At 61.5% G+C, this 14,842-nt stretch carries 16 protein-coding genes; 6 read left to right on the top strand and 10 right to left on the bottom strand.

Features of this window, described 5'->3' with window-relative positions; all coding sequences use genetic code 11:
• Positions 1–2: 2 nt before the first annotated feature.
• Positions 3–1,466 carry an IMP dehydrogenase gene (gene guaB, locus K3180_RS11980; protein WP_221541182.1) on the bottom strand — a complete coding sequence of 488 codons (1,464 nt, stop codon included), beginning with the start codon at positions 1,464–1,466 and terminating at the stop codon, positions 3–5.
• 115 nt (positions 1,467–1,581) lie between these two features.
• Positions 1,582–2,337, bottom strand: a complete 756-nt coding sequence (locus tag K3180_RS11975; protein WP_221541181.1) for a 3-hydroxybutyrate dehydrogenase — start codon at positions 2,335–2,337, stop codon at positions 1,582–1,584.
• An 88-nt stretch (positions 2,338–2,425) separates the two neighbouring features.
• Here K3180_RS11975 and ypfJ point away from each other — a divergent pair, with 88 nt between their 5' ends.
• Positions 2,426–3,277: a KPN_02809 family neutral zinc metallopeptidase gene (gene ypfJ / locus K3180_RS11970; protein ID WP_221541180.1), complete on the top strand. Its 852-nt coding sequence runs from the start codon at positions 2,426–2,428 to the stop codon at positions 3,275–3,277.
• Positions 3,278–3,337: 60 nt separating this feature from the next.
• On the opposite strand, the gene K3180_RS11965 is transcribed toward ypfJ, so the two are convergent.
• Positions 3,338–5,017: a M56 family metallopeptidase gene (locus tag K3180_RS11965; RefSeq protein WP_221541179.1), complete on the bottom strand. Its 1,680-nt coding sequence runs from the start codon at positions 5,015–5,017 to the stop codon at positions 3,338–3,340.
• Complete coding sequence (locus K3180_RS11960) at positions 5,014–5,403, bottom strand: BlaI/MecI/CopY family transcriptional regulator (protein ID WP_221541178.1); 390 nt, start codon at positions 5,401–5,403, stop codon at positions 5,014–5,016. The genes K3180_RS11965 and K3180_RS11960 overlap by 4 nt, the downstream gene beginning before the upstream one ends.
• Positions 5,404–5,688: 285 nt before the next feature.
• On the opposite strand from K3180_RS11960, the gene K3180_RS11955 reads away from it, so the two are divergent.
• On the top strand, positions 5,689–6,324 hold the full coding sequence (locus tag K3180_RS11955) for a peptidylprolyl isomerase (protein WP_221541177.1): 636 nt from the start codon (positions 5,689–5,691) through the stop codon (positions 6,322–6,324).
• Here K3180_RS11955 and K3180_RS11950 read toward each other — a convergent pair.
• The 5 genes from K3180_RS11950 to sdhC all read right to left on the bottom strand — a co-directional run bounded on the left by K3180_RS11950 (position 6,321) and on the right by sdhC (position 10,420).
• Positions 6,321–7,214: a glycoside hydrolase gene (locus K3180_RS11950; protein ID WP_247710525.1), complete on the bottom strand. Its 894-nt coding sequence runs from the start codon at positions 7,212–7,214 to the stop codon at positions 6,321–6,323. The genes K3180_RS11955 and K3180_RS11950 overlap by 4 nt on opposite strands.
• Positions 7,211–7,663: a hypothetical protein gene (locus K3180_RS11945; RefSeq protein ID WP_221541176.1), complete on the bottom strand. Its 453-nt coding sequence runs from the start codon at positions 7,661–7,663 to the stop codon at positions 7,211–7,213. Before K3180_RS11945 ends, K3180_RS11950 begins: the two co-directional genes overlap by 4 nt.
• A 140-nt stretch (positions 7,664–7,803) precedes the next feature.
• Positions 7,804–9,645: a succinate dehydrogenase flavoprotein subunit gene (sdhA, locus tag K3180_RS11940; protein WP_221541175.1), complete on the bottom strand. Its 1,842-nt coding sequence runs from the start codon at positions 9,643–9,645 to the stop codon at positions 7,804–7,806.
• Complete coding sequence (gene sdhD / locus K3180_RS11935) at positions 9,645–10,031, bottom strand: succinate dehydrogenase, hydrophobic membrane anchor protein (protein WP_221541174.1); 387 nt, start codon at positions 10,029–10,031, stop codon at positions 9,645–9,647. The genes sdhA and sdhD overlap by 1 nt, the downstream gene beginning before the upstream one ends.
• An 8-nt stretch (positions 10,032–10,039) precedes the next feature.
• Positions 10,040–10,420 (bottom strand): succinate dehydrogenase, cytochrome b556 subunit, encoded by a 381-nt coding sequence (gene sdhC, locus K3180_RS11930; RefSeq protein WP_160726327.1) that lies wholly within the window; start codon positions 10,418–10,420, stop codon positions 10,040–10,042.
• 110 nt (positions 10,421–10,530) lie between these two features.
• Here sdhC and K3180_RS11925 point away from each other — a divergent pair, with 110 nt between their 5' ends.
• From K3180_RS11925 to K3180_RS11910, 4 genes are read left to right on the top strand one after another with little or no spacing between them, the layout of a single operon-like run.
• Positions 10,531–11,241, top strand: coding sequence for an SDR family NAD(P)-dependent oxidoreductase (locus K3180_RS11925; protein WP_221541173.1), 711 nt, complete (start codon positions 10,531–10,533; stop codon positions 11,239–11,241).
• Positions 11,231–12,136, top strand: a complete 906-nt coding sequence (gene bla, locus K3180_RS11920; RefSeq protein ID WP_221541172.1) for a subclass B3 metallo-beta-lactamase — start codon at positions 11,231–11,233, stop codon at positions 12,134–12,136. The genes K3180_RS11925 and bla overlap by 11 nt, the downstream gene beginning before the upstream one ends.
• Positions 12,136–13,038, top strand: a complete 903-nt coding sequence (locus tag K3180_RS11915) for a 50S ribosomal protein L11 methyltransferase (RefSeq protein WP_221541171.1) — start codon at positions 12,136–12,138, stop codon at positions 13,036–13,038. Before bla ends, K3180_RS11915 begins: the two co-directional genes overlap by 1 nt.
• The gene (locus K3180_RS11910) at positions 13,011–13,715 is read left to right on the top strand and encodes a DUF2459 domain-containing protein (protein ID WP_345719481.1); all 705 of its coding nucleotides are present in this window, start codon (positions 13,011–13,013) and stop codon (positions 13,713–13,715) included. The genes K3180_RS11915 and K3180_RS11910 overlap by 28 nt, the downstream gene beginning before the upstream one ends.
• Here the strand turns inward: K3180_RS11910 and K3180_RS11905 are convergent.
• Positions 13,712–14,821 carry a serine hydrolase gene (locus K3180_RS11905; protein ID WP_221541170.1) on the bottom strand — a complete coding sequence of 370 codons (1,110 nt, stop codon included), beginning with the start codon at positions 14,819–14,821 and terminating at the stop codon, positions 13,712–13,714. The genes K3180_RS11910 and K3180_RS11905 overlap by 4 nt on opposite strands.
• Positions 14,822–14,842 lie beyond the last annotated feature (21 nt).

Genomic DNA, 14,842 nt, shown 5'->3' with positions numbered 1-14,842 from the left:
GCTCAGCGTGTCGGATAGTTCGGTGCCTCGCGCGTGATCGCGACATCGTGGACGTGGCTTTCGGTGAGGCCGGCATTGGTGATGCGCACGAATTTCGCGTTCTTGCGCAATTCCTCGATCGTGGCACTGCCGGTATAGCCCATGGCCGCCTTGATCCCGCCCACGAGTTGATGAATCACCGCACTGGCCGGGCCCTTGAACGGCACCTGCCCCTCGATCCCTTCGGGCACCAGCTTCTGCTGCGAGACATCGGCCTGGAAATAGCGATCCGCAGAACCGCGGGCCATCGCGCCCACGCTGCCCATGCCGCGATAGGCCTTGTAGCTGCGGCCCTGGTAGATGAAGGTTTCCCCCGGTGCTTCCTCGGTCCCGGCGAGCATCGAGCCGACCATAATGGTCGAAGCACCTGCCGCCAGCGCCTTCGCGGCATCTCCGCTGGTGCGCAGGCCGCCGTCCCCGATCACCGGCACACCCGCCTTCTCGGCCTCCTCGACGCTGTCCATGATTGCGGTCAGCTGCGGCACACCAACGCCCGCGACCACGCGTGTGGTGCAGATGGAGCCCGGACCGATGCCGACCTTCACGGCGTCAGCGCCTGCACCGCACAGTGCCTTTGTCGCTTCGCCCGTCGCGACATTGCCAGCGATGACCTGCACGCTGTTGGAAAGCTTCTTCACCCGCTCGACCGCCTTGGCGACTTCCTTATTGTGGCCATGCGCAGTGTCGATCACGATCACATCGACTTCGGCATCGATCAGGGCCTCGGTACGCTCGAACCCCTTGTCGCCCACGGTCGTGGCGGCGGCAACGCGCAGCCGCCCGGTCGCATCCTTGGTCGCACTGGGATAGGCAACCGCCTTTTCGATGTCCTTGACCGTAATCAGGCCGACGCAGCGCCCGTCGTCATCGACAACGAGCAGCTTCTCGATCCGCCGCTGGTGGAGCATCCGGCGGGCCTCTTCCTGCCCGGTGCCTAGCGGCACAGTGGCGAGGTTATCGGTCGTCATCAGCTCGCTTACAGGCTGGCGCGGATTTTCCGCAAAACGAACGTCGCGGTTGGTGAGGATGCCGACCAGCTTGCCGCCGCGGTCCGTCACGGGAATGCCGCTGATGCGATTGGCGGTCATGATCTGCTGTGCATCGCCCAGTGTGGCATCGGGATGGACAGTGATCGGATTGACCACCATACCGCTTTCATAGCGCTTCACCGCCCGGACGGCAGCGGCTTGATCCTCGACTTCGAAATTGCGGTGCAATACGCCGATCCCGCCAAGCTGCGCCATGGCGATGGCCATATCCGCCTCGGTCACGGTATCCATTGCCGAAGAGACGACCGGGATGTGCAGCTGGATATCGCGCGTCAGCCGCGTGGACGTGTTCGCCATAGAAGGCAGGATATCGCTCTCGGCCGGACGCAGCAAAACGTCGTCGAAAGTAAGGCCGAGGGGGATGTCGAGATGTGCCACTATGAGAATCGCCTGCCGGGGGTTGAGTGGCGGCCCATGTAACGACGGATTGCGAATCTAGCTAGTGCCCCTCCTCAATATCATTTAGCCCGCCCAAAAACCGCAGGAGACATTCTCAATCCGCGGTCCACCCGCCGTCGACGCTCCAGTTTGCGCCGTTCACGTTCTGCGCTTCCTTGCGGCAGAGGAACACCGCCAGCGCTCCAAGTTCCTCCGGCTGGACGAATTTCTTGGTCGGCTGCTTCGCCAGCAGGACGTCGTTGATGACCTGTTCGCGGGTGAGCCCCCTCGCCTTCATCGTGTCGGGGATCTGGTTCTCGACCAAGGGAGTCCAGACATAGCCGGGACTGATGCAATTGGCGGTAATACCGTGTTCGGCCAGTTCCAGCGCGATGGTTTTGGTGAAGCCGTCGAGCCCGTGCTTGGCCGAATTATAGGCGCTCTTGAAAGGACTCGCGACCTTGGAATGCGCGCTGGCGGTGTTGATGATACGCCCCCAGCCCCTTGCCTTCATCCCCGGAACGGCAAGCCGCGTGGTGTGGAACGCGGCAGTAAGGTTGAGCGCGATGATCGTATCCCATTTCTCGACCGGGAAATCTTCGACCGGCGAAACGTGCTGCATGCCCGCGTTGTTCACGAGGATGTCCACTTCCCCAGCATCGGCCATCATCGCTTCGATCTGCGCTGTGTCGGTCAGGTCTGCACCCGAATGGCTGCCGCCGAGTTCCTCGCAGAGCCGGGTAATCTCCTCCTCGTCGCCGAAACCGTTGAGGATTACCTCGGCACCTTCCGCATTCAGGGCCCGCGCAATGGCGAGGCCGATGCCGCTGGTGGATCCGGTGACAAGTGCGCGCTTACCTTCAAGAAACATTTGGCCCTCCGAGCGTTTCGGCTACTATCCAAGTCGCCATTGCGCACAGGGAGCGCAGTGTAAAGCGGCCAATCCAAAGGGGAGTAGGATGCGTCTCAATCCGTTCAATACCGGCAATATCAACGTTCGCGGCAGCAGCGGAGGAGGCGTGGGCAAGGCCGGCGGCCTGGGGTGTGGCACAATCGTGATAGCTGCTCTGGGCTATTTCGTTTTCGGCCTCGATCCGTTCCAGACGGCAGCGACTGTCGAAAGTGTCCAGCAGGGTACGCAAGCGCAAGGCGAGATCAGTACGGACCAGAATGAGGTCTGTACGACAGGTCCCTATGCCCGTGAGGCATGCGACGGCCTGCTCTCGCTGGATCAGACGTGGGGCCGGGTCTTCGAGGAACAAGGATTCGGCGACCGCTTCCAAAGGCCGACGCTGCACCTGTATAGCGGCGCAGTGCGCACCGCCTGCGGATCGGGCAGTTCTTCCATGGGACCGTTCTACTGCCCGGGCGACCAGACGATCTATATCGACACCAGCTTCTACGACCAGTTGGCACGCATGTCGGGCAATAGCGGCGATTTCGCGCGCTATTATGTCCTTGCACATGAATATGGCCATCATATCCAGACCATTACCGGCGTCTCGGACCAGATCCGCAGCGTTCAGGGACAGGTCGGCCGTACGCAGGGCAACCAGCTACAGGTGCGTATGGAGCTTCAGGCCGATTGCTATGCCGGCGTCTGGGCGGGCAGGAACCGCAACCTCATCGAACCCGGCGATATCGAGGAAGGTATGCAGGCAGCGTCTGCGATCGGCGACGATCGCCTGACCCAGGGCCGCGTATCGGCAGAAAACTTCACGCACGGCACCAGCGCCCAGCGTAGCCAGGCTCTGCAGGCAGGACTTCGCGGAGACGACAGGGTTTGCGATGAATACACCAACCTGAGTTGAGAAAGGCGGGCTTCCCTTTGGGGAAGCCCGCCCTCGGTGGCGCAGCCTAGGAGTGCCGCGTCAGCTTGCCCGTTCCATCTCGGCAATCTCTTCATCAAGAGATCGTAGCGCCTCGGCGCGCTCTTCGGCCGAAAGTGATCGCTCGCTCGCGATGCGCGCGCGCGCTTGCTTGATGGCACGCAGCGCGATCTTGTCACCCGCCGTTTCGCATACGAACAGCGTTGTCCTTCCCTGCCCGTCCGTTTCCGAAGTGACGGGTGAGTATTCGTCTTTGCAGGCCACGACGACTTGGGGAGCCATGGCACTTGCATGTGTTGCACCGGCTTGTGCCTCGGCCACGGCGAGCCGGATATCGCGGCGCATTTCGCCATTTTCACCTAACTCGCGGCGAAGTTCGCGCATCTCTTCACGCAATTCGCCATTTTCGCCGAATTTCTCGCGAAGCCCGGCCATTTCCTCGCGAAGCTTGGTGCGGTCGGCCTCGCTCATCTCGCTCCAATCCTTGCCTTTGTAGCGGATCTTGCGCTTGACTTTCTTGCGATCCTTACTGGCTTCGATCTCACGCTCGATTTCGATGATCTCGCGCTCGGCTTTGTCGAGACCGCGTTCCGCATCGGCCAAATCCCGCTCGGCCTGATCGAACTGCCGCTCGACATCGACTTCCGGCTCAGCCTGCTGCTGGCGGACTTCCGAAGCGGTCCATTCCTCTACTTCTGCGGCCTGAGCTGCCGCCGCAAGGACGCGCGGCGCCCCCTCGGCATATACAATGGAAGCGGTGAGCGGCACGGCGAGGAAGGCACTGGTAATCGCGACGCGACCGGCAAGGCGACGGCGCGGTGAAATATCGGACATGGATAAACTCCTCAAACGGTGGATTATCGACTTGTCCCCCAGAACCGGGCAGGCCATCGGCGCGGCCAGAGCGGGGCGCGGCGCAATCGCAGGACGGCGAGCGAAATCTGCTATAACACCTGCATAGGCAGCGCGTTCTTCCCGTGGGCGAGCAGCCACGACACGGGCATCGCAATAGGCTTCCTGGTCGCGCCGCAGCGCATGCCATCCCACCCAGCCCAGCGGGTTGAACCAGTGGATCGCGAAAAGCGGTTGCACCGCCATGTTTACCAGAAGATCACCCCCGCGGTGATGGGCAAGCTCATGCTCGATCGCGAGATCCCGCCGACAACGCTCGCGGCCTGCCATGAAGCCATCGGGCAAGGCGACGACACGGTCGATTACCCCGAAGGCCATCGGACCGGAAATCGCAGGTGTTTCGATAAGCCGGATCGAGCCGACTTCGCCAACCGGCCGCGCATCCAGGAGCAGTTCGCGGCGAAGCTCGAAATAGAGCCAGAAGCGACGGACCAGCATGACTATCGCTCCGCCCAGCCAAAGCACAAGCAACGGGGTAAGAAAATCTACCGGCTGCTCGCTTGCCATCAGGACGACAGGTTCGGCCAAACCGGGCTCCGCAGCGGGAGCCGAGGTCGCATCCAACACCGGCTCAAATGCAGGGTCGGCTACCGAGGCCCCCTGCTCCTCGGGACGCATCCAGCTTGGCAGGATGAACGGGGGAACAACCAATCGGGCCAGCGGAAGAAACCAGAGCGCATAGGCAGTCCCGGCCCCGAAATGGTGGGCCACCGGTCGCCGCAAGACCATTACCAAGGCGATCAATGCGCCGGTCCACAACAGGGTGTCGAACAGGAACACGTCCCACGCTTGCCGCAACAGATCGATCATTTGCGCATCTCCCTCAAGAGCGCTTCGATTTCCTCGAGGTCATCTTCGGTCAGCGCTTCGCTCTCGGCAAGGTGGGCAAACAATGGCGCTGCCCTTCCGCCGAACAGCCGGTCGACAAGGCGGCGGCTTTCCCCGCCGATATATTCGTCGCGCTCGACAAGCGGGCGATACAAAAACTTGCGGCCATCCGGCTCTGTACCCACTGCCCCCTTGGCCACAAGGCGGCTAAGAAGGGTTTTCACGGTCGCGATCGACCAGTCGTTAGCTGTGCAAACTCGCTCACATACCTCGGCGGCGGCCAAGGGACTTTCCTCCCACAGCGCCTCCATCACCGAGTGTTCGGCTTCGCTGATCCGGTCGCCGGGTCCCTGCTTTCTCTGCGCCATTTTCGACTCGCTCCCTGGCTGGCTCTGCTAATTCGATTACGCCTGTAGATAAAACGACTACGTTTGTAAACATTAAGCCGGGATGAATAATTGTTCAGGAACAGCAGGATTCCTGAGCACTGCAAGGGAACTTCGATGAAAGCATTAGTAAGAGCCGATGGGCGACAACGATCGCAAAGATATATGAGAAAGCGCCTGAGAACTGGTATATCTCGGGCGAGGACGCCCGGAACCGGGCCCTGATTGCGAATATCATCTGATTTACGAAGGAGCTATTCTCCCGAAATGCTACTGCGAATCCTGCCTGCCCTCGCTCTCGTCTCCAGCCCGCTCTCCGCTCAGGAAGATGCGGCGAAGGACACGGCTGACACCACCTTGATCGTTCTCGAAACCACGGCAGGCGACATAACTGTCGCGCTCGAAACCGAACGCGCGCCGGCCACGGCTGCAAACTTCCTTCGCTATGTCGATGAAGACCGCTTCGACGGCACCGTTTTCTACCGCGCGATGCATCTCGACTGGGGCGCCCCCCCCAATGGCCTTATCCAGGGCGGCACGCAGAACGACCCGGAACGCATATTGGACGGCGTCGAGCACGAGCCGACCGATGAGACCGGCCTGAGCCACACAGATGGCGCTCTCTCGATGGCGCGGCTGGAGCCGGGGACAGCGACAGGCGACTTCTCGATCATGATCAAGGATCAGACGGGTCTCGATGCACAGCCCGATGCCGATAACCCGGACACTGCTGCAGGCTACGCGGTCTTCGGCTATGTGGTCGATGGAATGGATGTGGTGCACGCGATCCACGCCATGCCGCGTGACCCCGACAAGGGTGAAGGCTGGATGAAGGGGCAGATGCTGGCCGAACCGGTGACCATTGTCGATATCCGGCGGGTAGAACCGGACGTCGCCGACTAGCACACCTCCGCGGTGTTTTCGGGTATGGGGCCCGGAGGCACGCGCGCGTCACTCATGTGGAAGGGATCGGATTTAAGCCTGTGGTTGTCACCATAGGCCTTTCCGAGAGCGGTATAGAGCCTGGGATCATATTTTTCGAGATCCAGGTGGTTGAGTATCCGCCGCCCATCCACCACCACTAGCCGGTTGGAATTGAACCAGATTTGCGTGCCTTCGGCCCAATATTCCTGAATCGTCGTCGTGGCGTATTCATTGAGCCACAGATCATTCGCCAATGCATTGGCGTAGGCCGCTTCGACCTCGGCATAGAGCGCGGGATCGACCGCCTCGATCGCGAAGAGGATATTGTGTGCCATCTCGTGGACGAAGATCGTCTCGCCCCAATATCGCGTAGTGGGTAGGCCCAGCACATCCTCTTCGGACCCGACCGTCCGCTCTCCACCGATCCCCCTTGCCCGTGCATCCCAATAGGCGCGGTCGGTCAGCGCACCGATACGAACGTCGTAATGCTTGCGTTCGCACCGCGTCAGCCGCGGATCGCCGCGCGACGGCTTGGTCCAGTGCGCCTTGTCCGGCAGGTCGAGCAGCGCCTCCTCCTCAGCGATAATCGCAACGCGGTAGTCGTTGGCGGCAAGCCATTCGGCGAAAGCGGGCCGGTGGGCCAGCATGCCCGAGGCCATATCGCGCGCTGCAAGCAGCGCTTCGTCAGGCACGCGATCCGAGGAAAGGATCGGGATCCCGCGAGCAGACACATATTTCTGGTAATACGGTTCTGCAGCGAGAGTCGCGGGCGGGCGGACAGGAGTTATTGTGCATGCGGAAAGCACCATAGCCGCCGCCGCACCGAGTGATCGAACCGCGATGCCCCACAAATTGGCCTGTGCGGTCATCCAGTCGGTTTCCCCTTCCGCACTGTCCGAAACTCAATCTCCCGGCATAGTGCCTCGAAGTCTCCCTTTTCCGGGAAAATATGCGCTGTCAGTTGAATGTCTTTGTCCGTCTGCGTTTTCAGGCGAATGGCTGGAAATCCCTGAATACGATAGCGCTGAACCGAAACTATATTATCCCAGCGCAGCGTGACGTCGCTTGCCATGGGGCGTCCGGAAAGTCTTATGGTGGTGTCGTCCAACATCACATTCGGAGTGCCGCCGCGCAACAATCCGAGCAGAATGAAAACGCCCGGCGCAAGCATTCCGATTGCGCCGAGCAGGAAGAGCAACTGCCAGACCCACGGATCGACCGAAACATCCAGACCCATTCCGCGGTACCGCACGCTACCGGCTACATCGAACAGCGCGCTGTAGCTGAATACGCCAGCGAATGCGAAAAACAGCGCCATAACGACTAGGCTTGTCCATAGCGGGACGTGGGCATTAAATCGCAACGATCCGTCCGGATATCGTTCGACCGACACTTACCCCTCCTTGCCGCAAAGCGCGAAATCCAGTCCGCGAATTTTCGGCAAAGCGGACGTTCGCGTCAATACACCCGCTTCTTCGGCTCGATGTACTTCACATCGTCGGTCAACGTGTACTCGTGCACCGGGCGATAGTCGATTTTCACATCGCCACCATTGCCGCCCCAGCCATCGAACCAGGCGATGGTGTGCTTCATCCATTCGGCGTCGTTGCGATCGGGGAAGTCTTCGTGCGCGTGCGCGCCGCGGCTTTCCTTGCGGTTTTCAGCCGAGGCGATGGTGACGTTGGCTTGCGCCATGAGGTTGTCGAGCTCGAGAGTTTCGATGAGGTCGCTGTTCCAGATCAGCGAGCGGTCGAAGACCTTGATGTCCTCCATCCGCTTGTTGACGTTCTTCAGCACTTCGACGCCTTCGGAAAGCAGCTTGCTGTCACGGAAGACAGCGGCGTGCTTCTGCATGCCTTTCTGCATTTCGGCGCGAACCTCTGCCGTGGGCGAGTCGCCGTCGGCGTAGCGGAAATGGTCGAGACGCGAGAGCGCCATTTCCTCGCTGCCCTTCGGCAATTCGTCGTGGCTTGTGCCGGGCGTGATCAGTTCCTTCAGGCGGTGACCCGTAGCGCGGCCGAACACCACGAGATCGATCAGCGAGTTTGAGCCCAGGCGGTTTGCACCGTGGACCGAAACGCAGGCCGCTTCGCCCACGGCGAACAGGCCGGGGACGACCTTTTCCGGATCGCTCGGGTCGCCCGCCATGACTTCGCCATGGAAGTTACAGGGGATGCCGCCCATGTTGTAATGCACTGTCGGGGTCACCGGCAGTGGCTGCTTCGTCAGGTCGACACCGGCAAAGATCTTGCCGCTTTCGGTGATGCCCGGGAGACGTTCTCCCAGCACCTTCGGATCGATATGGTCGAGGTGGAGATAGATGTGGTCTCCATCCGGACCGACACCGCGGCCTTCGCGCATTTCGAGCGCCATCGAGCGGCTTACGACATCGCGGCTGGCCAGGTCCTTCGCGGAAGGCGCATAGCGTTCCATGAACCGCTCGCCTTCGGAATTGGTCAAGTAACCACCCTCGCCGCGCGCGCCTTCGGTAATGAGCACGCCCGCGCCATAGATACCGGTCGGGTGGAACTGGACGAATTCCATGTCCTGCAGCGGCAGGCCAGCACGCAGCACCATACCGCCACCGTCGCCGGTGCAGGTGTGGGCACTGGTCGCCGTGAAATAGCAGCGGCCGTAGCCACCGGTCGCAAGTACCACGGCTTTGGCGCGGAAGCGGTGGATCGTCCCGTCGTCGAGGCACATCGCCATGACGCCGCGGCATACCTTGCCGTTCGGGCCATCTTCCATGATGAGGTCGAGCGCGAAATATTCGATGAAGAAGTCTGCGGCATACTTCAGGCTCTGCTGGTAGAGCGCGTGGAGCATCGCATGACCGGTACGGTCGGCCGCGGCGCAGGTGCGTTGCACCGGCGGGCCTTCACCCATGTTCTGCATGTGCCCGCCGAACGGGCGCTGGTAGATTGTGCCGTTGTCATTGCGGCTGAACGGCACGCCGGCGTGTTCCAGCTCGTAAACCGCCTGCGGTGCCTCGCGCACCATGTATTCGATCGCGTCCTGGTCACCGAGCCAGTCGGAGCCCTTCACGGTATCGTACATGTGCCAAGACCAGTGGTCGGGCGTGTTGTTGCCCAAGCTGGCCGCGATGCCGCCCTGAGCCGCAACCGTGTGCGACCGGGTCGGGAAGACCTTGGTGATGCAGGCAGTCTTGAGGCCCGCTTCCGCGCTGCCCATAGTCGCGCGCAGGCCGGAACCGCCCGCGCCCACCACGACGGTGTCATAGGTATGGTCGACGATAGGGTAGCTGCGACCGCCGATTTCGAAAGTGTCGGTGCGGGCCATCAGGCGGCTCCTCCGAGGGCGATACGGGCGATGGAGACAAGTCCGAAAGCCGCGCCGCCGATGGTTGCAAGATTGAGAAGGGCGAGCGTGCCGAACCTCGTGCCGGAATCGTGGACATAATCCTCGATCAGCACCTGCAGGCCAAGACGCGCGTGCCAGAACACGCTTACGATCAACAGCGCCAGTGCGGTCGCCGGGAGCGTCTGCGAGGCCCAGCCGCTGACCGTACCGTAATCGTAAGAAGGCAAGAGCGCGAGGCTGACCGCGAGAAACAGCATCAGCACGAGATTGCCGACGGCAGTGAAACGCTGCACCAGCCAGTGATGCACGCCTTCATGCGCCGGGCCAAGCCCGCGCACGCGTCCGATGGGGGTTCCGTCACTCATGGATGAACTCACTTGAGAAGGATCACCGCCCAGAAGGCGGCGGTTAGAAGAATGCCGAGGACCGGCGCAACGACCGAAAAGGTCTTGTTGGTGGTCAGTTCGTAACCGGCGCCGATGTCCATCACGAAGTGGCGCAGCCCGGTCATCATATGGCTGAAGAACGCCCAGCTAAGCCCGACCAGCACGATCATGCCGATGGGAGAGCCCATTATCTCGACGAAGGTGGCGTAGCTTTCCGCTCCGCCTGCCATTGCGCCAAGCCACCAGAGCAGTACCGCAAGGCCGACCAATGCCAAGCCGTCTCCGGTTACACGGTGGAGAATGGATGCAGCCATGTGCGGGCCCCATTTCCAGATTTGCAGGTGCGGTGAAAGCGGGCGGTTTGCCATGGATATTGCGTCCGTTGCGTAAATTTCGTTGCGCCTCCTTAGCGAAGCTGTCGCCACAGGCAAGGCGCGCGGCCTCGACATTTGCCGCAAAGTTTCGAATAGCATGATGCATGACATGCATTCTACTTACCGGCGCATCGCGCGGGATTGGCGCAGCAACGCGCACAGCACTGGAAGCGCGCGGCGCCAAGGTTATCGGGCAATCCACCTCGGGCGAAGGCTCTGGACTCCTTCCTGCCGATTTTCGCGATCCCCAGGCACCGCGGGCTTTATGGGATTCTGCGCTCAACCAGGCCGGGGGCAAGATCGACGTACTGGTGAACAACGCGGGGTTGTTTAATCCCAACCCCATAGAGCGCTCGGACATCGAATGGCTCGATGCTTGGGAGGATACAATGCGGATCAACCTGACCGCATCCGCCCAGCTCAGCCGCTATGCCGTCAACCATTGGCGCGAAACCGGCCGTTCCGGACGCATCGTCCACGTGGCGAGTCGTGCCGGGCATCGCGGCGACTCGCCGGCGCACTGGCACTATGCTGCGAGCAAGGGAGGGATGCTGGCCATGCACAAGAGCATTGCGCGCGCCTATGCGGGCGAGAATATCTACAGCTTCGCGATCACGCCCGGCTTCACCGACACGGCAATGGCGGGCGATTACCTCGATAGCCGCGGCGGGCCGGGATTGCTCGCCGATATTCCGCTCGGCCGTGTTGCCGAGCCCGAAGAAATTGCCCGCATCGTCGAATTCTGCGCGCTCGACGCACCGCCGAGCATGACCGGCACCACCATCGACGCCAATGGAGCCAGCTATGTCCGTTAGAACGATTTCCCTCGCCGCCGCAGCGCTTGTACTTACGAACTGCGCTCCGCCGATACAGATACCCGATCCCCTCCCGCCACAGGAACAGGTTACCCCGCAACAATGGGCAGCAAGCTGTTCGGAATGGGACGATTGGGACAAGCCTGCCCCGCCGTATCGTATCCACGGATCGACCTACTACGTCGGGACCTGTGGGATTTCGGCGATACTGATTACCGGGGACGCAGGGCATATTCTCATCGACAGCGGAACTGAAGCCGGAGCCGAGGTCGTCATGGACAATGTCCAGAAGCTGGGATTCCGGCTGAACGAGATTGCCAGCATCCTCCACAGTCACGAACATTTCGATCATGTCGGGGGCCATGCCAAGCTCAGGCAGGCAAGCGGCGCGCATGTCGTTGCATCGCGCGAAGCGGTCGATGTCTTGCGAACCGGAGAAGATCATCCCCAAGATCCGCAATTCGGTCTGCACGAGCCGATGGCCCCGGTCCAGGTCGACGTGATTGTCGGGAATGGCGGCACGGTACAGACCGAAACCGCAACCGTGACCGCGATATCCACCCCCGGCCATTCGCCGGGCGCCCTCAGCTGGACATGGCAGTCCTGCGAAACCTCGGGGGACTGCCGGCAGATCGTCTATGCAGACTCGCTTTCGCCCATTTCCAGCGACGATTACCGTTTTTCTGATCACCCTGCCTATCTGGACGCATTTCGCGAAGGGTTGGACAGACTGGCGACGACACCGTGCGACATTCTTCTCACGCCTCACCCGTCCGCCAGCGAAATGGTGCGACGCGCGGCCTCTGGATCGCTTGTCGGAGGCCCTTCCTGCGCAGATTACGCTGCTTCGATCGGCACGCGGCTTGACGAACGGCTTGCGAAAGAAAACCCCTGATGAGCGCATGGAAGCTGTCGGTCCAGGGCACGAAGCAGGTCATTCATTCCGCCTTGCTTGCGCATGACGAGGCATGGGATTTTCCCGAAGAGCTTGTGGTTTCGGGGCGCGAGATTGCCGAGGACAGACCGGAAGAGTGGATTCTGGAAGTATGGCTGGATCACAAGCCGACGGCGGCCGACAGGAACGCCGTCGCAGCGCTTTTTGCAGATGGGACACCCCAGTTCCGAGCAGAGAAATTGCCGGATGAAGACTGGGTAACGCTGAGCCAGCACGGTATCGAGCCGATCCGTGCAGGCCGCTTCCACGTCCGCACACCTGCATATCCGGCAGACGACAGCCTCACCGATTTCGTCATTCCCGCCAGTCAGGCCTTCGGGACCGGCCAACATGAAACGACCGCGGCCTGCCTCGCCATGCTCGACCGGATGAAGCGCGACGGACTCGTCGTTCGAAATCACGCCGACATCGGCACCGGCACCGGCCTGCTCTCCTTTGCCGCCATGCATCTCTGGCCGCATGCGAAGGCCACCGCGACCGATATCGACGCTGTCTGCGCCGGGGTTGTCGAGGACAACAGTGCGCTCAATGCTATTCCCTCGGGATCAGGGCCTGGCGCACTCACGATGATAATCGCTCCGGGAACAGACCACCCGCTGATCGGGGCCCGCGGCCCTTACGACCTTCTCATCGCCAATATTCTTGCCGGTCCGCTTGTGGAGCTGGCACCCGATTTTGCTGAAGTTGTGATTCCCGGCGGCAGCCTGCTGCTCGCGGGACTGCTCGAAAAGCAGGAGGTGGAAGTTCGCGCGGCCTATCGGCAACAGGGTTTCCGTCTTGCGCGGCAGATCACCAACGGCGACTGGTCGATCCTGTGGCTGCGCAAGAGCCGCATACGGTGAAGCACCGGCGTGCTTTCCGGTGGATAGGAGGCATTCTCGCCAGCCTGTTTGCCATTGCCGCGCTGTTCTTCCTCTCCGCCTGGATCGGCAGTTCCATCCCGCGCAATGCCGATTGGACCGAGCCCGAGCAGGGCATCGAAATCATGGTCGGCGACAACGGCATCCACACCGAAATCGTGATGCCGCTGGTCTCGCAAGTGAAGGATTGGCGCACGGCCTTTCCGGCCAGCGACCTACCCGATCCCTCACGGCCCTACACCCATGTCGCGGTTAGCTGGGGCGAGCGCGAAGTGTTTCTGAATACCCCCACCTGGGGCGACCTCAGTCTTCCCACCGCGCTCAATGCGGCTACCGGCGGAGACGGCCTGCTCCATGCTGCCCATTATGTGCGCCCCGCCCCCGGCGCTTCGAACCGCCCCTTGCGAATTACCGAGACGGAGTATGCGCGTCTCGTGGCAGCAATCGAGCGGCAGATACCCGTGTCCCCGACCCGCGAGGTATATCGCGGCTATGCCAGCTACGATGTCTTCTACGACGCTCCTGGGACCTATCATCTGGGAAACACCTGCAACCAGTGGGTGAGCAATGTTTTGGCCGAAGCGGGAGTGAAAACCGGCTGGTGGACACCGCTACCCGGCGGCGTGATGAAATGGATCGAAAAGCCGCTCGCGAATTAGGCTTCGGTTATCGAGCGCGCTTCATGATGGCGCACGACCGCGCGCGTGACTTCCTGCATCATCGCCATCCGTTCCGCATAGGACGCGCGCGTCTGACCGATCAGCACGACCAGCGAATATTGCGTTCCGTCAGGGGCAGTCAGTATGCCGACATCGTTGTAACCCGATTGCACGCCGTCGAAAAACTGGCCGGTCCCGGTCTTGTGGCCGAATGTCCAACCGCCCGGAACTCCGCCCTTCAAACGGCGCGGCCCGCTGCGGGTTTCCTGCATGGTGGAATAGACCAGCCCGGTCGATTTCGCGGAAAGCAGGTCGCCACGTGCCAAGCGGGCCAGCGCTCTGGCTATGCCACCGGCGCTTGCTCCATCCATGGGATCGGCAAGATAGGCTTCGAAGGCGCGCCTGCGATCCTGTTCGGGCACAGCATCACGCGCATCGTAAAAGGCTCGGTCGATGGCATAGGCCTGGTTCCATTCAAGCCCGGCAATCTTGCTTTGCTTGGTGCGTTCGTCGGTTCCGAATTGCACTCCATGGATCCGGTTGCGGCGCAGGAATGCCTCGACCGCTGGCGGCCCGCCTATACGGCGCAGGATACGGTCATTAGCCGTGTTGTCGCTTTCGGTGATCGCGCGGTGGATCAGGTCCGCGTAATCGGTTGTAAATGAACCGCGCGCCCTGACGATATTGCGGATGGGCTGGTGGAAGACCGTCAGATCCCCGGCACGGAGCGTGACGGACTCGGTAAGGTCGAGCGCGCCTTGATCCGCCAGATCCAGGGCGGTCAGCGTAACCCATAGCTTGCTGACACTCTGCTGCGGAAAGGGTGTTTTCCCTTTAAAGGACATGGTTGCAAGACTGTCGGCCTCGCTCACGGCAATGCCGACCTTTCCTGCGAAGCTTTCGCCAATCGCGCGAAGTTCGGCTTCGAGCTGCTTCTGCGCGGCAGTCAATTCCGGCTCGGGGGGAGGCGTCTCCTTCTGTTCGGCGAGCAACACGCGCTTCTGATAGTCCTGCGGCGATTCACCCGGCGTGCTGACGGCTGTCGCCAGCGCGAGAAACGCACCCACGATCAGGACGGTAAAGACTAGGACAGGAGAGCGCCTCACAAGGCCCCAACGACCAGTAAA

The sequence above is a fragment of the Qipengyuania huizhouensis genome, from assembly GCF_019711635.1.
GTDB classification, from domain to species: Bacteria; Pseudomonadota; Alphaproteobacteria; order Sphingomonadales; family Sphingomonadaceae; genus Qipengyuania; species Qipengyuania huizhouensis.
This window is presented reverse-complemented; position numbering and strand designations above follow the sequence as displayed.